This is a genomic window from uncultured Metabacillus sp. (assembly GCF_947503125.1).
Classification (GTDB): Bacteria; Bacillota; Bacilli; order Bacillales; family Bacillaceae; genus Metabacillus.
The window spans coordinates 1-18,838 of the sequence record NZ_CANNCR010000034.1; the positions used below are offsets into that span (position 1 = coordinate 1).

Below are 18,838 nucleotides of genomic sequence, written 5' to 3' on the forward strand. Positions count from 1 at the left end.
TAGACGCTCGAGGTACAAAACTTATTTCATTACGTTTTGTGCCTTGAGCGAAGCGAAAGGAATGGGTATAAAGATGAGTAAAGTAAAGGTAGGTTTTGTAGGTGTTGGCGGAATCGCTGGTGTCCATTTAGAAAATGTTTCGAAAAACTCAAATGCTGAAATTGTCGCTGTATGTGATATTGCTGAGGAAAACGCAAAGAAAAAAGGATTGCAATACAATGCAACACCTTATACAGATCTTGATGAAATGCTTGAGAAGGAAGTGATGGATGCTGTATTTGTCTGTGTTCCTCCATTTGCACACGGCGATATAGAAGAAAAAATTGTAGCCAAAGGCATTCATTTACTCGTAGAAAAGCCATTGGGCCTTGATATCGAAACCGTACAAAAGAAAGCGAAAGTCATAAAGAATTCAGGTGTTATTTGCGGAGTTGGTTATTGTTTACGCTATTTAGATACTGTTGCCAAAGCGAAGGAGTACTTAAAGGATAAAACGATCGCTATGGTAAGAGGGCATTACATAACATCCTTTGTTTCAACACCTTGGTACCGTGAAATGAATAAATCAGGGGGGCAGCTGGTTGAACAATCCACCCATACGCTTGATTTGATGCGTTACTTAGCAGGGGAATTTGATTCCGTTTATGCAAATATGAGCCTTCAAGTATTATCTGATATACCAAATATAGACATTCCAGATGTCACCTCTGTAAACGTTACATTTGAATCAGGGGCAGTGGGGCATCTAGATTCCTCTATGACCCAGCTCGACCATCGGACAGGAATCGAAATTCTTGGCAAAGATTTTCGTGTTGAGATAGATGGAGTGAATGTATCAATTGTTGAAAAGGATTCTACAATCACTTATAAATCAAAGGTTGATTTTTACCAGGAACAGGATAATCGCTTTATTGAGGCTGTCATGAAGGGTGATCCGGCAATTCTCTTATCTGATTATGAGGATGGAGTAAAAACCCTTGCTGCAACATTGGCATCCAATAAGTCAAATGAATTAGGATTACCTATTAAACTATCTTCTTTAATCGAGGATAAAATATCGCTATAACGAGAGGTGAATGAAGTGAAAATTGGTGTGGTCGGAACAGGTACAATGGGAAAGCTTCATTTAGAGGCATGGTCAAAAATGAAAACGGTTAAAATTGGCGGAATTGCTGGCCGCAACCATAGAGTGGTCGAGCAATTATCAGAAACATACAAGACAAACGGTTATACCGATTATGAGGGTCTGCTGAAATCAGATGTTGATGTAATTGATATATGCCTGCCAACCTATTTGCATAGTGAGTTTATTCGAAAGGCTGCTAAAAGCGGTAAGCATATTATTTGTGAAAAGCCCCTTGCACTAGATGGTAAAGAGTGTAAGGAACTTTATGATGTTTGTAAAACATACAATGTCCAGCTTCTTGTCGGGCATACCCTTCGCTTTTATCCAGAATATCAACACGCACGGGAGCAAGTGAAAAATGGTGCAATTGGCAACCCTGGTGTCGTCAGATTGTCAAGAGGAGGTCCTTATCCTAAAGGAAGAGATGCATGGTATATGGATGAAGCAAAGAGCGGCGGCGTCTTGCTGGATTTGGGAATTCATGATTTTGATTGGCTGCGATGGACGTTTGGCGAGGTTGAAAGAGTGATGGCAAAACAAATGAAAAGAGAAAGTGAGGATGGGACGCCAATTGAGCATGCGTTTGTCACATTACGCATGCAAAGCGGAACTATTGTACATCTTGAATTGTCCTGGGCCAAAAAGGCATTTGAATCAAGCTTTGAGATTACAGGGGATAAAGGGATGCTTACCTATAATAATCTAGATAGCAACCCTATTAAACTTAGTTTATCAGAGGATCATAGCCAAAACAGTTTTGGTGTAGCTGTACCAGAATCGATAGGAAAGCGTTCACCGCTTCAACAACAGCTTCAACATTTCAGGGAATGTTTGATATCTGGAGAAAAGACCATTATTTCTGATGAAGATGTGATAAAAGCAGTTGAAGTTGCGAGGGCAGCTATTGAATCAGCAAGAATTGGGCAGCCTGTTTCTCTACTGTCAAAGAAAGAGGTGGTTTAAATGAAGATCGGAATGATTAGTTTTGCACATATGCATGCTTTTAGCTATGCAAAGCATTTGCTTGCCGACCCTGAGGTTGAGATTACCGCGATATGGGATGAAGACCATGAGAGAGGGTCGAAAATGGCTAATCTCTTTAACTGCCAATATATCGACGATTTAGAGCAATTTCTAGAATTAGAGCTTCAAGCTGTTGTAGTGTGTTCTGAAAATAAAAAGCATAAGGAGCATGTGGTTGCTGCAGCACGTGCTGGAAAGCATATTTTATGTGAAAAGCCAATTGCCACCGAGGTAGAAGATGCAAAAGAGATGATCCAAGCTTGCGAAGAGGCTGGTGTCATTTTACAAGTTGCCTATCCGGTAAGATTTGCTCCTGCCATTCAAAGAGTAAGGGAATTAATTCGTTCAGGAGCAATAGGTGAAGTGGTTGCCATAAATGGAACGAACCATGGACAAATGCCAGGCGGCTGGTTTATCGAAAAGGAATTATCAGGTGGGGGAGCAGCAACTGATCATATTGTTCATGTGATGGACCTCATTCGCTGGATCTTACATGATGAAGTGAAAAATGTCTATGCAGAGCTTGATACAAAATTTTATTCGATTGATGTAGAGGACTGCGGCATTGTCACTTTGGAACTTGAATCAGGCATCATTGTGACAATTGACCCAAGCTGGTCACGACCAAAAACATTCCCTACCTGGGGGGATGTATTATTGGAATTTGTCGGTACAAAAGGAACCCTTTCTGTCGATGCCTTTAAACAGCATTCAGTCTACTACAATGATACGGAGAAAAAAATTCAGCATCTTTCATGGGCTGATGACATGGATCAAGGGCTGATTGCTGATTTTCTTCAATGTGTACGACAAAAGGGAAAACCATCTATTACCGGTGAGGATGGCTTAAGAACATTGGAAGTTGTAAAGGCGGCTTATGAATCTGACAGATTGAAAAAAGTGGTTTCAATAAATAAATAGCTTTCAATAAAGGGGGATTTGGGATGAGGAAATTTTTCTCGCTTTTATTAGGGGTCATATTGATTGGAAGTATCTTTCTGGCAGGTTGCAGCAGTAAGGAAGGTGCTTCAGGGGGATCTTCAGATAAAGTGACACTAAATGTTGCTTTATGGGATGAGAATGTTAGTGAAGTAGTAGATAAGTCCATTGAATTATTCAAAGAAAAGCATCCAGAGGTTGAAGTAAAAGTAACCTATACCCCATATGCTGACTATTGGACCAAGTTAAAAACAAGTCTAGCCGGCGGCAGCGGTCCAGATATTTTCTGGATGAATGGTCCTAACTTTTATCAATATGCATCTTCAGGGCTTATTAAGGATATTCAGCCTTTAATAGATGGAGATAAATTAGATACTAGTGTCTATACACCTGCATTAGTTAATCTCTACACATACGAGGATAAATTATTTGGCTTACCTTATTTCTTAGATTCAATTGGTCTTTTCTATAATAAGAAGATCTTTGATGAAGCTGGGATTCCTTATCCAGATGAGACTTGGGACTGGGCTAAGGTGGAGGAAGTTGGCAAAAAGCTAACGGATAAAGAGAATGGAATTTATGGGTATATTGCTTCAGCATCCAACCAAGCGGGTTACTATAACTTAATTCATCAAGCAGGGGGCTTTATCATTAGTGATGATAAAACAAAATCAGGCTTTGATTCTCCTGAAGCCCAAAGCGCATTGCAATGGACAAAGGATTTAATGGATGAGGGGATTTCACCTTCTGCCCAGGCACAGATTGAAACAAAGGTAAACCAAATTTTTGGTTCAGGTAAGGCAGCCATGCTTCCGAATATTTCAGTGAATGCCCCTGTTTTGCATGAAATGTTAGGTGAAGATTTAGGTGTAGCGGTTCTTCCTAAAGGAAAAGAACAAGCCAGTATTGTTCACGGCTTGAGCTGGGTTATGAATGCAAAGACAAAGCATGAAGAATTGGCATGGGAGCTGCAAAAAGTGTTAGCTGGTGAAGAAGCTGGTAAATGGATGGCTGAATCAGGCTTTAGTATTCCAGCATACAACGGTACGGAAGGCGCATGGTTAGAGTCGATCCCTTCTCTAGATTTAAAAGTTTTCGTTGATAGCTTAGAGTTTGGAGTACCATACCCAGTATCGAAAAATACAGCGGAATGGCAGGAAATTGAGGATAAGGAAATTCAAGCTGCCTTGTTAGGGAAAAAATCGATTGAAGATGCTACGAAGAAAATTGCTTCAGAGATGAACAAAATCCTAGAGAAGGAATCTAAAAATTAATATGGGTGGGGAGGTACTGGGATTCCGGGCTTCCCCTGATCCAAACAAAGGGGTGTTCATTAATGGAAGTGCAAACTGCCCGATCTAAGCAAATGGTTCAAACAACAAACCGCAAAAAAAGATCGAAAATGGCCTCAGTTGAAGCGCTATGGGGATACATATTTATAGCACCTGTTGTGTTAGGGCTAACCATCTTTTACCTAGCACCTGCTGTTTCATCATTCTATCTAGCCTTTACAAAGTGGGATGGACTTACGGCACCTATTTTCATCGGACTGGAGAATTTCACCACATTATTTCAAGAAGAAACATTTGTGCAATCGATGATCAATACGGTTTTATTTACGGTTGTATCTGTCCCGATTTCAATTATTTTTGCAACGATTATAGCGGTTTTACTTAATCAAAAAATTAAAGGGATTGTCATTTATCGAACGCTATTTTTTATTCCCGTAGTAACGATGCCGATTGCGGTCGGTATGGTTTGGCGATGGTTGTACAATTCAGAATTTGGATTAATTAATTATATTCTTGGGTTGCTTCATTTACCACAGCCTAGCTGGTTGTTTGATGAAAAATTTGCCTTATTTTCTATTATTCTTGTAAGTGTTTGGATGAGTGTTGGGTATAACGCTGTGATCTTATTAGCCGGCCTGCAAGGAATATCAGCATCCTATTATGAAGCGGCAAATTTAGACGGGGCAAATGAATTTCAAAAATTTTTGAATATCACGGTTCCTTTATTAACACCAAGTTTATTCTTCGTATTAGTCATGTCAATGATAAATTCACTGCAGGTGTTTGACTTGATTTTTGTCATGATTGGAGATAATGCCTCTTTATTAGATCCTACGAGAACAGTTGTATATAGCGTTTGGGAAAATGGATTTAAATTTTTCAATATGGGCTATGCCTCAGCACAAGCATTAGTTTTATTCGTTGTCATTCTCATTATTACCATCATTCAGATGGTACTTCAGAAGAGATGGGTGCATTATCAGTAGGAGGGATGGGAAATGGTGCATGCAGATAAAAGAAAGAAAATCGTTGTCCATGGTTTACTAATAATTGGATCCATTATTATGATCATGCCTTTTTTATGGATGGTTTCAACCTCGTTAAAATCATTTGCTGAATCGATGCAGGTGCCGCCAACGATCTTTCCTAAAGAGTTTAAATTTGAAAATTATCTAGAAGTTTTTGAAAAGATAAACTTTGCTCAATATTACTTGAACACGATTATTATTACTGTAGCAAGAACGGTATTTCAGCTTATTCTTTGCTCTTTGGCAGCTTATGCCTTTGCAAGACTAAGATTTCCCGGCAAAAATATCATCTTTATTGCCATTTTATCTGTATTGATGGTCCCTTCTCAGGTTGTTATGATTCCAAGCTTTGTCATTATGAGGGAGCTGGGCTGGATTGATACGTTTTATGCAATTATTGTTCCTGGGATTTTTAGTGCATTTGGAACATTTCTTTTGCGACAATTTTTTATGGCTATTCCGAAAGAACTGGACGAGGCGGCCAAAATCGATGGCTGTTCTTTCTTCGGAATTTATTGGCGCATTATCTTGCCATTATCAAAGCCTGCACTTGTCTCGCTTGCCATTTTCACGATCTTAGCTGCCTGGAATGATTTCCTATGGCCATTAATCGCAACAAACTCTGATGAGATGAGGGTTTTATCGATAGGTATTGCTACATTCCAGGGACAATATGCTACAGAATATCCATTATTAATGGCAGGTGCGTTAATGTCAACCGCGCCAATGATTATCATCTTTTTATTCTTACAAAAGTATTTTATTGAAGGAATTGCATTAAGCGGGGTTAAAGGGTAATTATTTAATGAATGATAGGTTTGGAGGACAAAAATGAAACTAGGACTAAGCTCTTATAGCTTGTATTCAGCACTAAAGTCAAAGGAAATAGATATTTTACAAGCAATTGAATGGATTGCAGATCAAGGCGGAGAGCATATTGAAATCGTACCAATGGGCTTTTCATTAGACGATAATCCAGCGTTAACAGATGCAATTCGTCAAAAAGCTGAAGCAGTCGGGATTGAGATCTCGAATTATGCGATAGGCGCAAATTTTATCACATCAGATGAAGGTCAATATGAACAGGAAATAGAAAGAGTATTAAAACAAGTTGATATCGCAAATGGTCTTGGCGTAAAACGTATGCGTCATGATGTAGCTTGGCGTCCAATTGGAGAGATCTCGATCCAGCAATTTGAAGAGGATTTGCCAAAGCTTGCAAATGCATGCAAGCGAATAGCCGATTATGCGGCAGCTTATGATATTACCACGAGTGTTGAAAACCATGGATATTTTGTTCAAGCAAGTGACCGTGTGCAAACGCTGCTTTATCATGTCAATAAAGCAAATTTTAAAACGACTTTGGATACAGGGAATTTTTTATGTGTGGATGAGAACCCTATTTCAGCAATAAAGAAAAATATTTCCGATGCTTCAATGGTTCATATTAAAGATTTTTATTACCGGACTGGAAATCAAGATCCCGGGGAAGGGTGGTTTCAAACAGCCTCAGGAAATTATTTAAGAGGTTCAATCGTTGGTCATGGAGATATTGATATGTATGAAGTCATTAAGGTGATTAAGCATTCAAATTATGATGGTTATATTTCAATAGAGTTTGAAGGAATGGAAGAGTGTAAGCGAGGGTCAAAAATTAGCTTGGACAATGTTCGCAGAATTTGGGAACAAGTTTAATAGAAAGGGAGAATAGAAGGTATGAGTAAACTTAAAGTAGGGGTAATTGGTGCCGGATCGATTTCAGATATGCATTTGCAATCCTATGAAAAGAATGAAAACGTTGAGTTAGTCGCTGTTTGTGATCTCAATATTATAAGAGCTGAAGAAAAAGCTACCCGCTATGGTGCTTCAAACTATTATAGTGATTATCAATCATTATTGGCTGATGAAACCATTGATGCAGTCAGTATTTGTACATGGAATCATTCACATGCAGAAATTGCGATTGCTTCCTTAAAAGCTGGCAAGCATGTATTAGTTGAGAAGCCGCTATGTACAACAGTTGAAGAGGCTAAGGAAATTGAAGAAACCGTAAAACACACGGGCAAGGTTCTTCAAGTAGGTTTTGTCCGCAGATATGCTTCAAACACAAAGATCTTAAAGGAATTTATCGATGCAAATGAACTTGGGGATATTTATTATGCAAAAGCATCATGCTTAAGAAGATTAGGAAATCCAGGCGGATGGTTTTCAGATAAGGAAAGATCTGGCGGTGGCCCGCTTATTGATCTGGGTGTCCACGTAATCGATATTTGCTGGTATTTGATGGGGAAACCAAAAGTAAAAACAATATCCGGCAATACCTATTCAAAGTTGGGGAACCGATCAAATGTTCAAAATCTATCATTCTATAAAGCTGCAGATTATGACCCAGATAAAAACTCGGTCGAAGACTTGGCAAACGCATTGATTCGCTTTGAAAATGGGGCTTCCTTAATGGTTGACGTAAGCTTTACCCTTCACGCAAAGAAAGATGAAATTGCCGTCAAGCTATACGGTGATAAAGGTGGAGTGGAGGTTGAGCCTGAATTAGCCATCATTACTGAAAAATACAATACGATACTGAATGCTACTCCACAAGTAGATTCCTTAACATTCGATTTCGTTCAAGGGTTCCAAAGTGAAATCGACCATTTTGTCCTAAGCTGTATTGGCGAAACAGAAACATTGAGTCCGGTACAAGATGGAGTGGAGATCATGAAGATTTTATGCGGAATATATGAATCCAGTCAAAAGGGAACTGAGATTAGCTTTGATTAAATGTTTTATTAAATAATAACAGGTAAAAAATCCCATGAGAATCGCTAAATTCCATGGGATTTTCTATACTATTTTTTCAATAATAAATACATAAAATAAGGTGCACCTATCAAAGCGACCATAATTCCTGCTGGAATCCCATCAGGTTCAATCACATTACGGCCGATTGTATCTGCGAGCAATAACAGCCATCCCCCTATTAAAATCGCAACCGGGATAAACAGTTGATTCCTCGGTCCAACTAAAGCCTTTGCAATATGTGGCGCCAAAAGCCCGATAAACGCAATTCCACCTGTGACGGAAACAGCAGAAGCAGCAAGGGCAACGGCTGTTAACAGCAAGGCGATGCGTTCCTTTTCAATGGAAACACCAACCCCGATGGCTACAGGCTCGCTTAAGGTTAGTAGATTCAAGCGATTTGCTTTATACAATGTAAAAGGAATCAGGATAACCAGCCATGGAAGAATGGCTAAAATAAAAGGCCAGTCTGATCCCCAAATATTCCCGGCTAACCATTGGGCAATAAAATCAACTTTCTCCCGTTCTGCTGATGAAATCAAAACAATCATCACCCCGGAGAGCGCCATGGAAAATCCGACTCCAATTAACACTAATCTTACAGGTTGCAGGCCCATTGTTCGATTATAAGAAAAAACATAGATTAAGCATGCGGTTAATAGTGCACCGCCAAAAGCGACAAGCGGAAGCAAATAAACAAATGATCCTGCTTCGATAGGGAAAAACAAAAAGAAAATAGCAATCGCCACACCAGCACCTGAATTAATCCCAATAATCCCGGGATCAGCCAAATCATTGCGGGTGATTCCTTGTAAAATGGCACCGGATAATGCAAGTGCCATACCTGCTAAAAATGTAATGAAAATTCGCGGTAAGCGAATTGAAAATAAAACAAATTCTTCTTTAAACGTACCTTGGCCGAGGATCGTGGGCAACAGTCTGTCATACGATAACGATGCATAGCCTATTCCAATCCCTATGACGATGGTTAAGAGAATGAATGCAAGTAAAACAAATAAAATTATTCGTTGTTTTTTTAGTAAGGCTGGGTGGATCATGAAAACGTTTTGCCTCCTTTATGCACAATCAATAGGAAGAAAGGTAAGCCCATCATGGATACAATGGCAGCAACAGGTGTCTCAAATGGAGCATTGATCGTCCTGCCTAATGTATCAGCAAAAAGCATAAAGGTTGCTCCGATAATTGCTGAAATTGGGATGATATGGCGGTAATCTGTACCAACGATGGCACGAACAATATGGGGAACCATTAACCCAATGAATGCCATATTTCCGACAAGTGATACAGCTGCACCAGCTAATAAAATGATCACGATAAAAAGGATGGATTTTATATAAACGATCTTTTGCCCTAAGCCAACAGCTACCTCTTCACTCAAACTTAGAATGGTCAGTTGTCTTGAAAAGAAAAGGGAAATCAAAATACCAATGACGATAAACGGGATGATTACATAAAGCTGGCTCCATGAAGTCCCAATTAATCCTCCAGCTGTCCACATGGAAACATCCTTGGTGATTTTGAAATAAATCCCAATTCCTTCTGCTATGGCAAAGAGAAAAGCAGATACAGCTGCACCAGCCAGCACGATGCGGAGCGGTGAAAATCCCCCTTTTTTCATGGCGCCAATGCCGAAGACCATAATCGTTCCAACGGCAGCGCCAATAAAACAGGCAATCATAATTCCGAAGTAATTAACAGAAGGGAAAAAAGCAAGGGTTATCGCAAGAGCCGCATTTGCCCCAGCAGTCAGTCCAAGTAAGCCTGGATCTGCAAGCGGGTTCCTTGTGAGTCCCTGCATAATTGCTCCGGAAACGGAGAGTGCGGCACCAACAAAAATGGCCGCAATTTCACGCGGCAAACGAATTTCGCGAAGAATGGAAATGCTGTCGCTTTTTACAGTAGACGTTACTGCGAGCCATACATCCTTTATGGTTGTATCTGCAGCTCCAAAAATCATGGATGCAATAAACATACCAACAAATAAAATAAGGCAAGCAATTAGTTTAAAAATAAACGGGAGTTGATTTTGTTTAGTCATCACAGTCTCTCATCTTTTCTTTTATATAGTAGGATAATAGAAAAGGGGCTGTCTCTAATGGTTCTTCCCCTACAACAAACATAATATAAGGAACGATCTGCTCGTTTAAGATCCTATATTGTTTGTTTGAAGGTTGCGCCTAAAGACAGCCTCCTGAAAAATAAATTATTCGCCTAAAAAGCTTTTGGTGAAGACATCAAGTTGGTATTCTAATGTAAGTGGATCATTAAAATAGAATTCCTTTGCGTTAACTTCAATTACTTGATTGTTTTTAACAGCAGGGATATTTTTATAGGTCTCTGTTTCTTGGAATGAATTATCTGTGTCTGCGTCCTTGCTAAGGATGACATAATCTCCAGCAAATTCAGGCAGTACTTCTAAAGATAAAGCATACCAGCCGTCTTTTAATGCCATTTCCTTTACTTTTTCAGGCATGGCTAATTTCATTTCTTGGTAAAGAATTTCAGTTCCGCGTCCCCAATTATCGCCATATACGTATAATTGTTTATCCCAGTTCTCAATGACAGAAACGGTTGTATCTTCGCCGATTTTTGCTTTAATTTCTTGACCAGCCTCTTGTGCACGCTTCTTAAAATCATCGATCCAAGCTTGTGCTTCTTTTTCCTTGTTTAATAGCTTTCCAATTTCTAAGTGTTGTGTTAAATAATCTACTTTTCCATATGTAAATGTGACAGTAGGTGCGATTTCACTTAATTTATCAACATTTTTTATATTTGATAGACCAATAATTAAATCTGGTTCTAATTCAATAATTTTTTCTAAACTTTCATCTGTTACGACTTCAGCATCTTTTAATTTTTCTTCAAAACGAGGATTGGCTTTAGACCATGAGTCAACCCCAACAAGATTTACATCCAACGCCATGACGTTTCCGGCAAAGGATGAAAGAACGACTACACGCTGCGGATCAGCAGGTACTTCAATCGGGCCATTTTCAGATTGATAGGTGATAGTTTCGGATTCTTTCTTTTCTGAAGCAGAGCTGCTTTCTTTTTCCGCTGAGTTGCTGCCGCAGCCACTAATAATTAACAGCAAGAGTAGGGTAAGTGGTATCATCAGATGTTTCTTCATTATTGTGTTCTCCTTTTAATAAGTTGTATGTGATACACATTGGTTTGTTTGTTCGCGGGTCACGTCCAATTTGAGCATCAATCTGGAAAACCTGCTTTAGTACATCATGAGTCATGACTTCCTCGCAATCGCCAGCCTTGACTATTTCTCCTTCTCTTAATGCGATGATATAGTCTGCAAACCGGGCCGCTTGGTTTAAATCATGCAGAACCATGACAATCGTACGTTCCTGCTCGATATTGAGTTTTTGTAAAAGCTCAAGGACCTCTAGTTGATGAGCCATATCCAAATAAGTTGTTGGTTCATCCAAGAAGATAATATCTGTCTCCTGTGCAAGGGCCATAGCGATCCAGACTCTTTGGCGCTGTCCCCCTGATAATGCATCAACAGGCCGGAACTTAAAGTCGTTTGTTCCTGTTACTTCAAGTGCCCAATCAATCACTTCATAATCCTTTTTCGTTAACCTGCCGAACCCTTTTTGATATGGAAAGCGGCCATAGGATACGAGTTCGCCAACCGTTAATCCGCTTGCGCTCTCAGGTGTTTGCGGAAGAATCGCCATTTTTTTGGCTAGTAATTTCGTATTCTCTTTTGAGATATTTTCTCCATCTAAAATAATTGTTCCGGATTGATGTGGAATAATACGAGTGATTGCTTTTAACAGAGTAGATTTTCCGCAGCCATTTGAACCAATAATCGTCGTGATCTTTTTATCTGGAATCTCCACGCTGAGATCTTTCACAATTAAACGTTCACCATACCCAATTTTTACGTTTTTTGTATATAGGCGAACCATTATGTACCCTCCATTTGTTTAAATAATAAAGAAAAAGGAAGATAAATGATAATGATTATCACAATCGATCCTGTCATTACTATAATTCGATCTGTTGCTCTTGTCAACTATCTTTTTGATAATCATTCTCATTTTTATTGTCAAAGAAAGAGAATGAAGTTATAGTTAAATGAGAATGATAATCACTTGATATAATTTTTGGAGGAGTGAGCAGAACGTGAATCAATATGATGTTTTTGATGTCACCATCATTGGGGGAGGACCAGCAGGACTTTACTCTGCTTTTTACAGTGGACTGAGAGAAATGAAAACAAAGCTTATCGAATTTCAGCCTCAATTAGGCGGAAAAATCCATGTCTATCCAGAAAAAATGATTTGGGATGTTGGGGGGCAAACACCCATTCTTGGTGAGAAGCTAATCGAGCAGCTTGTCAAGCAAGGATTAACGTTTAACCCAACAGTTGTGTTAAATGAAAAAGTAGAATCGATTGCCAGGGATGAAGAAGGTATTTTTGTGCTACATACTGCTTCTGGTCAAAAGCATTATACAAAAACAGTGATCGTGGCTGTTGGAGGCGGGATCTTGAATCCCCAAAAGCTCGAAATTGAAGGTGCAGAGAAATTTGAAGTAACAAATTTACATTATACAGTAAAATCCTTAAAGCGTTTCAAAGATAAAACAGTGATTATTTCCGGTGGCGGAAATTCTGCGATTGATTGGGCAAATGAATTAGAGCCGATTGCCAAAAAGGTTTATCTCGTCTATCGTAAAGGAGTTTTAACAGGTCATGAAGCTCAAGCAACACAGCTAATGAATAGTTCTGCAGATTGCCTCTTCCATACATCCATTTCAAAATTATTCGCATGTGAAAATCATGATGTGATTGAACGTGTTGAATTACGAAACCATGAAACAGGTGATGTTTCTTATTTTGCCATTGATGAAGTCATTATTAATCACGGGTATGAACGGGATGCAACATTGCTCAAAAATACTGAAGTGAATATTTCCTTGGCGGACCAATACTATATTGCTGGTAATGCTGTCAGCGAATCTTCTGTTGAAGGAATTTACGCTGCCGGAGATATCCTTAAGCATGAGGGGAAATTGAATTTAATTGCAGGTGCTTTTCAGGATGCTGCCAATGCTGTGAATAAAGCAAAGCAATTCATACAGCCAGATGCAGCAAAAATCGGGATGGTTTCTTCTCATAATGAAGTGTTTAAACAGCGCAATCGAGAAATCGTGAAGGAAATGATGAAATCATAAGATAGAATGAGGGCTGTCTATTCAAGGTGCGAATCCTTATCAGACAGCCCTTTTTGTTATGCAGAACTACGTTTCTTTGTTCAAAGTAAAGAAAGTATAAATTTAAACTTAGTTTTAGTGTCTAGCTCCAGGCGCCATCGGCTCGAGGTCATAAGTCAAATAGGAATTGAAGGTAAAGAACACCTTCTATTCCTATTCGCCTTATGCTTGTCGCCGATAGGCGGGCGCCTTGCGCTTTTCTTAATTGTTGACAAATAAAAGGAATTATGATATCAAAAAAGTAGATGTTAGCACTCGAATTGTTAGAGTGCTAATTATTTATGTTATCATTTAATAGAACTAATTTTTGCTACGTTCATTCAATTTTACGTAGTTTTCATTTTGAAAGGGGAGGCTGTCATGGCAAAAAAGCAATTCAAAGCAGAATCTAAAAGACTATTAGAAATGATGATTAACTCGATTTATTCACAGCGTGAGGTATTTTTAAGAGAATTGATTTCTAACGCAAGTGATGCAATCGACAAAATCTATTATAAAGCATTAACAGATGATTCATTAAGCTTTGACAAGGATAGTTACTATATTAAAGTATCTGCTGATAAGGAAAATAGAACGTTAACGATTACAGATACAGGGATTGGGATGACGAAGGAAGAGCTTGAGGCGAATCTTGGAACAATTGCCAAAAGCGGCTCTTTAGCATTTAAAAATGAAAATGAATTAAAAGATGGCCATGATATCATTGGGCAATTCGGGGTTGGTTTTTATGCCGCCTTTATGGTAGCTGATGTTGTAACAGTTATTAGCAAGGCGCTAGGCAGTGATGAAGCTTATAAGTGGGAGTCTACCGGAGCAGATGGCTACACAATTACACCACATGAAAAAGCTGCTGTCGGAACGGAAATCACTTTGAAGATCAAAGAGAACACAGAAGATGAAAACTATGATGAGTTCTTACAGGAATATCGATTAAAATCGATTATCAAAAAATATTCTGACTTTATTCGCTACCCTATTAAAATGGATGTTTCCGGACAAAGACCAAAAGAAGGCAGCGAAAATGAATTAGAAGAGTACCAAGAAGAACAAACAATCAACAGCATGGTTCCGATTTGGAGAAAGAATAAAAGTGAACTGACTGATGAGGATTATGAGAAGTTTTACACAGAGAAGCATTACGGCTTCGATAAACCGTTAAAGCATATCCATATTAGTGTTGATGGGACAATAAGATATAATGCGATTTTGTATATCCCTGAAAAGCTGCCGTTTGATTATTACTCAAAGGAATATGAAAAAGGCTTAGAGCTTTATTCAAATGGTGTTTTAATCATGAACAAATGCGCTGACCTGCTTCCTGATTACTTTAGCTTTGTAAAAGGAATGGTTGATTCTGAGGATTTATCTCTTAATATCTCAAGGGAAATGCTGCAGCATGATCGCCAATTAAAGCTTATTGCAAAAAACATTAACAAGAAAATCAAAAATGAATTGCAAAGCTTATTGAAAAATGAAAGAGAAAAGTACGAACAATTCTATAAATCGTTTGGCAGACAGTTAAAATACGGCGTATACAGTGATTTTGGCAGCAACAAAGAAGTTTTGCAGGATTTATTGATGTTCTATTCATCAAAAGAGAAGAAAATGGTTACCTTAGATGAATATGTATCAAGAATGCCTGAAGACCAAAAGTATATTTACTACGCTTCTGGTGAATCAATTGAACGAATTGACAAGCTCCCACAAACAGAGCTTGTAGCAGATAAAGGCTATGAAATTTTATACTTCACAGAAGATATCGATGAATTCGCCATCAAAATGATCATGAATTACAAAGAAAAGCCATTCAAATCTGTTTCCAGCGGTGATTTAGGTATAGAAGCAGATGAGAAAGAAAACAACCAATCGGATGAAAATGAAAGCAAAGAACTTTTTGATTATATGAAAAATATTTTATCGGATAAAGTAAAGGATGTCAGAGCATCTAAGCGTTTAAAGACACATCCTGTGTGTCTGTCAACGGAAGGGGAAGTTACCATTGAAATGGAAAAAGTCCTTAATGCTATGCCTGATAACCAAAATATAAAAGCAGAAAAAGTCCTAGAGATAAATGTAAATCACGATGTATTTAATTCATTAAAAGATGCGTTTGAAACAGATAAAGAGAAGGTAAACCTATATACGAATCTCTTGTACAATCAAGCTCTTTTAATTGAAGGATTGCCAATTACTGACCCGGTTGAGTTTACAAATGATATATGCAAAGTAATGGTGTAAATTAAAACCCACCAGCCCTTGCTTTATATAGAGCAATAGGGCGGGTGGGTTTTAAGTATATTTCAATTAAACGGATTTCACTCTCTTGGAAGACTCGATTACATTTCCTTTATCGTCAAACATTCTTAGGAAAAACAGCGGGTAAATTAATAAATACAAGTTCATTGCCCACCAAGTGATATCAAAGTCTTGGCTGTAAATCCAAAAGGCAATGGCTTGTAAGCCAGAACAGAAGGTCAATACTAACGAAATCAAGGCGAATGTTTTCCACACTTCTTTTCCTTTGTTATATAAGTACAGGCTGAAAAGTCCAGTAATGGAAATCAACATATCCAAAGGGAAAAATGACCAATTCCATGCAATGATAATCGAGTGATCATAATCCTTAAACGCCCAGCTTTTAGGAATTATATTGAAAAAAGTAACAATCCAATAAAGAATAAACCCTATATCTGTTACTAAGAAAAATGGCTTTAAATATTTCATCATTTCCCTTCAGTCACCTGCTCACTACTCGCTTTTTCATGCTCAACAGTAAAATTCAATGTTATGACACCCACAATGATCAGAATGATGGAAAGAAGCTTAAGTGTATTAAAGCTTTCACCAAAATAAAAAACACCTATACATGTAATAATTAATATGCCCATACCAGACCAAATGGCATATGCAACTGAGACATCAATTGTTTTTAATGTTAATGTTAAAAATCCGAGACTGCCAACATAGAAGATTAGTAGTAAAATACTTGGCAATAGTCTGGTAAATCCTTCGGATAATTTCATACTTGTTGTTCCAGCTACCTCAAGTAAGATAGCAAGGCATAAATAGACCCATGCCATGATTACTCCTCCTTTATGTTCGATTAATGATGCCGTTTAAAAGGATGTCCATAACAGTTTGCAGCCTCTCTCCAATTGTTTGCTGACGCTGATAAGAAGAAATCGGGTCATAGATTTGATTAATGGCACCTAAATAGAGCTCAATAAAGGCTTGTAAATTTATTGGACGAATCAATTCCTTGCTCCATTAAATGAAGGACAACAGACCACTCCTTTTTTAAAAAATAATCGAGCTTTTCCCATTGATAATAGTGATGCTTTTTTAAATCTGATAATAAACGCATATCCATTATTTCAAAATCTTTCGGCGTACAGCAGAGAATTTGATTGATTTTTTCAAGTAGCTCCAGGTCATCATTTTCTGCAATTTCTTTTTCCTTTACTTTTATCTGTGAAATAAGGTTATCAATAATCATCTCGATCATTTGATCTTTTGATGTAAAGTGCTCATAAATGGTCCTTTTACTTGTTCTAAGCCTTGTAGCCAATTCACTAATCGTAAAAGTAAAACCTTTTTGTTGAATAAGAAGAATTGCTTCAGTAATTATTCTCTCTTGCAAAGCATTGTGCCCCCTTTTTGGTACCGGAGATACTTTCTTGGTTTCTTCGGTATTTACTGGTTTTTTTAGGAAATTTCAACTTATTTTTTATAAAAAATTAGATTTATGGATTTAATATAAATAATCAATAAAGAGCCAGAAATAAATTTAAATCATGTCTGTCTTAGTATGTTTTATTATGTCATTTGTAGTTTTTAGTAAATATAACTAATAAAAAAGACCAAAATGAGGGTAAAATTAAGTAAAATATCGTAAAAATCTGTTGTTATCATATAAAAACTTTGCTAATATTAAAAAAGAAAACGAATTAAATGATATTTTTTTAAGTAAAGTTTACTAATAGGAGTGACTTAACAGATGGATAGTTTTGGGAGTATTTAAAGAGTGTTGCTGGCTGTTTGCTCCTATTGGAAAAGATAATAATCATGGAGAAAGTGCTTATGTATTTGTTAGGAGGACAAAAAAATGAAAAAAGTGGTGGTATTTATACTGGCTAGTTTTCTAGTTGTTTCAGGACTTGCTGGATGTGCCAGTCGTTCTGCAGATGATGCAGAGGGCAAAGTGAAGATCGAATTTTTTCAGTATAAATCAGAAGCAAAAGCAACATTTGATGAGTTAATCAAAAAATTTGAAATGGAAAACCCGGGAATTGATGTTGTACAATCAAACCCGCCCGATGCTGAAACTGTTTTGAAAATGCGGGTCGTAAAACGTGAAATACCTGATGTAATGGGAATTGGAGCTAATTTTACTTTTGCTAATTTAGCCAATGCACAAATATTCGAAGATGTGACGAATAACGATTTGCTAAAGGATATCCAGCCTGCATATATACAAATGTTAAAGGATGTGTCAGGCTTGGAAAAAGTGTATGCGGTACCATTTGCTGCAAACGCCAGTTCAGTGATCTATAACAAGGATATGTTTAAAGAATTAGGTATTGAAGTACCAACTACATGGGATGAATTCATTGAAGCAGCCGAAACGATCAAAGCAGCAGGAAAAATACCGTTCTACTTTACGTTTAAGGATGCTTGGACAACCCTTCCTTCTTATAATGCTCTTGCTGCAAACACCCAAGGAGGACAGTTCTTTAAGGAACTGAAAAAGGAACATACAACATTTGCAGAAAGTCATAAGGAAGCGGCTGGGAAATTTATGCAACTAATGGAATATGGCCACAAAGACCAGTATGGAAAAGCCTATTCCGATGGAAACATAGCCTTTGCAAACGGGAAAGCAGCTATGTATCTCCAAGGGATTTGGGCCATTCCTGAAATTAAAAAAGCGAATCCTGATATAAACCTTGGTGTATTTCCATATCCAGTTACAGACGTACCGGGGGAATCTAAATTAGTTTCAGGTGTCGATTTACTTCTTGCGTTTTCCTCTAGATCAGAACATCCTGAAGAAGCTAAAAAATTTGTTGAATTTTTATTAGCTGATGAAAATATGAAAACATACATCAATCAGCAAAATGCATTCTCAGCTAGGAAAGGTGTAATTCAAGAAGATCCTGTGTTAGAAGGATTGAAACCTAGTTTTGAAAAGGGGGCACTTCTGGATTTCCCTGATCACTATGTGCCAATTGCAGTAGGGCTTGATAAGCAGCTCCAAGTGCTCGCTCATAATAAAGATGTAAACCAATTTTTAAAGACATTGGATAAAGAATGGACAAAGGTACAGGAGCGACAATAAAAGTGCAGTGATCACGTGGAATTTTGCATATCTGCATCTT

At 37.9% G+C, this 18,838-nt stretch carries 17 protein-coding genes and 1 pseudogene; 11 read left to right on the forward strand and 7 right to left on the reverse strand.

Annotated elements, in window-relative coordinates:
* Positions 1-73 precede the first annotated feature (73 nt).
* From Q1B07_RS18120 to Q1B07_RS18155, 8 genes are all read left to right on the forward strand, one after another.
* Positions 74-1,066, forward strand: a complete 993-nt coding sequence (locus Q1B07_RS18120; RefSeq protein WP_299092852.1) for a Gfo/Idh/MocA family oxidoreductase — start codon at positions 74-76, stop codon at positions 1,064-1,066.
* Positions 1,067-1,081: 15 nt separating this feature from the next.
* On the forward strand, positions 1,082-2,089 hold the full coding sequence (locus Q1B07_RS18125; protein ID WP_299092851.1) for a Gfo/Idh/MocA family oxidoreductase: 1,008 nt from the start codon (positions 1,082-1,084) through the stop codon (positions 2,087-2,089).
* Positions 2,090-3,070, forward strand: a complete 981-nt coding sequence (locus Q1B07_RS18130) for a Gfo/Idh/MocA family oxidoreductase (protein ID WP_299092850.1) — start codon at positions 2,090-2,092, stop codon at positions 3,068-3,070.
* 23 nt (positions 3,071-3,093) lie between these two features.
* Positions 3,094-4,362, forward strand: coding sequence for a sugar ABC transporter substrate-binding protein (locus tag Q1B07_RS18135; protein ID WP_299092849.1), 1,269 nt, complete (start codon positions 3,094-3,096; stop codon positions 4,360-4,362).
* A 62-nt stretch (positions 4,363-4,424) separates the two neighbouring features.
* A complete protein-coding gene (locus Q1B07_RS18140) occupies positions 4,425-5,366 on the forward strand; it encodes a carbohydrate ABC transporter permease (RefSeq protein ID WP_299092847.1) in 942 nt (313 codons plus the stop codon).
* Positions 5,367-5,378: 12 nt separating this feature from the next.
* A complete protein-coding gene (locus tag Q1B07_RS18145; protein WP_299092846.1) occupies positions 5,379-6,206 on the forward strand; it encodes a carbohydrate ABC transporter permease in 828 nt (275 codons plus the stop codon).
* 33 nt (positions 6,207-6,239) lie between these two features.
* Positions 6,240-7,103 (forward strand): sugar phosphate isomerase/epimerase, encoded by an 864-nt coding sequence (locus tag Q1B07_RS18150; RefSeq protein WP_299092844.1) that lies wholly within the window; start codon positions 6,240-6,242, stop codon positions 7,101-7,103.
* 21 nt (positions 7,104-7,124) lie between these two features.
* Positions 7,125-8,186: a Gfo/Idh/MocA family oxidoreductase gene (locus Q1B07_RS18155; protein ID WP_299092842.1), complete on the forward strand. Its 1,062-nt coding sequence runs from the start codon at positions 7,125-7,127 to the stop codon at positions 8,184-8,186.
* 68 nt (positions 8,187-8,254) lie between these two features.
* On the opposite strand, the gene Q1B07_RS18160 is transcribed toward Q1B07_RS18155, so the two are convergent.
* The 4 genes from Q1B07_RS18160 to Q1B07_RS18175 all read right to left on the reverse strand — a co-directional run bounded on the left by Q1B07_RS18160 (position 8,255) and on the right by Q1B07_RS18175 (position 12,151).
* Complete coding sequence (locus Q1B07_RS18160; protein WP_299092840.1) at positions 8,255-9,262, reverse strand: iron ABC transporter permease; 1,008 nt, start codon at positions 9,260-9,262, stop codon at positions 8,255-8,257.
* A complete protein-coding gene (locus tag Q1B07_RS18165; protein ID WP_299092838.1) occupies positions 9,259-10,263 on the reverse strand; it encodes an iron ABC transporter permease in 1,005 nt (334 codons plus the stop codon). The genes Q1B07_RS18160 and Q1B07_RS18165 overlap by 4 nt, the downstream gene beginning before the upstream one ends.
* Before the next feature lie 165 nt (positions 10,264-10,428).
* Positions 10,429-11,355, reverse strand: coding sequence for an iron-hydroxamate ABC transporter substrate-binding protein (locus Q1B07_RS18170; protein WP_299092836.1), 927 nt, complete (start codon positions 11,353-11,355; stop codon positions 10,429-10,431).
* Positions 11,303-12,151, reverse strand: a complete 849-nt coding sequence (locus tag Q1B07_RS18175) for an ABC transporter ATP-binding protein (protein ID WP_299092834.1) — start codon at positions 12,149-12,151, stop codon at positions 11,303-11,305. The genes Q1B07_RS18170 and Q1B07_RS18175 overlap by 53 nt, the downstream gene beginning before the upstream one ends.
* A gap of 217 nt (positions 12,152-12,368) precedes the next feature.
* Here Q1B07_RS18175 and Q1B07_RS18180 point away from each other — a divergent pair, with 217 nt between their 5' ends.
* Positions 12,369-13,421 (forward strand): NAD(P)/FAD-dependent oxidoreductase, encoded by a 1,053-nt coding sequence (locus Q1B07_RS18180; RefSeq protein WP_299092833.1) that lies wholly within the window; start codon positions 12,369-12,371, stop codon positions 13,419-13,421.
* Positions 13,422-13,820: 399 nt separating this feature from the next.
* Positions 13,821-15,698, forward strand: a complete 1,878-nt coding sequence (htpG, locus tag Q1B07_RS18185; protein ID WP_299092831.1) for a molecular chaperone HtpG — start codon at positions 13,821-13,823, stop codon at positions 15,696-15,698.
* A gap of 66 nt (positions 15,699-15,764) precedes the next feature.
* Here the strand turns inward: htpG and Q1B07_RS18190 are convergent, their stop codons facing one another.
* The 3 genes and pseudogenes from Q1B07_RS18190 to Q1B07_RS18200 all read right to left on the reverse strand — a co-directional run bounded on the left by Q1B07_RS18190 (position 15,765) and on the right by Q1B07_RS18200 (position 17,100).
* Positions 15,765-16,187, reverse strand: coding sequence for a YvaD family protein (locus tag Q1B07_RS18190; protein ID WP_299092828.1), 423 nt, complete (start codon positions 16,185-16,187; stop codon positions 15,765-15,767).
* The gene (locus Q1B07_RS18195; protein WP_299092827.1) at positions 16,184-16,540 is read right to left on the reverse strand and encodes a multidrug efflux SMR transporter; all 357 of its coding nucleotides are present in this window, start codon (positions 16,538-16,540) and stop codon (positions 16,184-16,186) included. Before Q1B07_RS18195 ends, Q1B07_RS18190 begins: the two co-directional genes overlap by 4 nt.
* Positions 16,541-16,553: 13 nt before the next feature.
* A pseudogene (locus Q1B07_RS18200) lies at positions 16,554-17,100 on the reverse strand (TetR/AcrR family transcriptional regulator).
* Between the two features lie 465 nt (positions 17,101-17,565).
* On the opposite strand from Q1B07_RS18200, the gene Q1B07_RS18205 reads away from it, so the two are divergent.
* Positions 17,566-18,798 (forward strand): extracellular solute-binding protein, encoded by a 1,233-nt coding sequence (locus tag Q1B07_RS18205; RefSeq protein ID WP_299092826.1) that lies wholly within the window; start codon positions 17,566-17,568, stop codon positions 18,796-18,798.
* The last annotated feature ends 40 nt before the right edge of the window (positions 18,799-18,838 follow it).

Excerpts from the sequence above, each read along its gene's own strand:
- Q1B07_RS18120 (WP_299092852.1), top strand. The coding sequence starts at position 74 with ATGAGTAAAGTAAAGGTAGGTTTTGTAGGTGTTGGCGGAATCGCTGGT.
- Q1B07_RS18130 (WP_299092850.1), top strand. The coding sequence starts at position 2,090 with ATGAAGATCGGAATGATTAGTTTTGCACATATGCATGCTTTTAGCTAT.
- Q1B07_RS18135 (WP_299092849.1), top strand. The coding sequence starts at position 3,094 with ATGAGGAAATTTTTCTCGCTTTTATTAGGGGTCATATTGATTGGAAGT.
- Q1B07_RS18140 (WP_299092847.1), top strand. The coding sequence starts at position 4,425 with ATGGAAGTGCAAACTGCCCGATCTAAGCAAATGGTTCAAACAACAAAC.
- Q1B07_RS18145 (WP_299092846.1), top strand. The coding sequence starts at position 5,379 with ATGGTGCATGCAGATAAAAGAAAGAAAATCGTTGTCCATGGTTTACTA.
- Q1B07_RS18150 (WP_299092844.1), top strand. The coding sequence starts at position 6,240 with ATGAAACTAGGACTAAGCTCTTATAGCTTGTATTCAGCACTAAAGTCA.
- Q1B07_RS18155 (WP_299092842.1), top strand. The coding sequence starts at position 7,125 with ATGAGTAAACTTAAAGTAGGGGTAATTGGTGCCGGATCGATTTCAGAT.
- Q1B07_RS18160 (WP_299092840.1), bottom strand. The coding sequence starts at position 9,262 with ATGATCCACCCAGCCTTACTAAAAAAACAACGAATAATTTTATTTGTT.
- Q1B07_RS18165 (WP_299092838.1), bottom strand. The coding sequence starts at position 10,263 with ATGACTAAACAAAATCAACTCCCGTTTATTTTTAAACTAATTGCTTGC.
- Q1B07_RS18170 (WP_299092836.1), bottom strand. The coding sequence starts at position 11,355 with ATGAAGAAACATCTGATGATACCACTTACCCTACTCTTGCTGTTAATT.
- Q1B07_RS18175 (WP_299092834.1), bottom strand. The coding sequence starts at position 12,151 with ATGGTTCGCCTATATACAAAAAACGTAAAAATTGGGTATGGTGAACGT.
- htpG (WP_299092831.1), top strand. The coding sequence starts at position 13,821 with ATGGCAAAAAAGCAATTCAAAGCAGAATCTAAAAGACTATTAGAAATG.
- Q1B07_RS18190 (WP_299092828.1), bottom strand. The coding sequence starts at position 16,187 with ATGATGAAATATTTAAAGCCATTTTTCTTAGTAACAGATATAGGGTTT.
- Q1B07_RS18195 (WP_299092827.1), bottom strand. The coding sequence starts at position 16,540 with ATGGCATGGGTCTATTTATGCCTTGCTATCTTACTTGAGGTAGCTGGA.
- Q1B07_RS18205 (WP_299092826.1), top strand. The coding sequence starts at position 17,566 with ATGAAAAAAGTGGTGGTATTTATACTGGCTAGTTTTCTAGTTGTTTCA.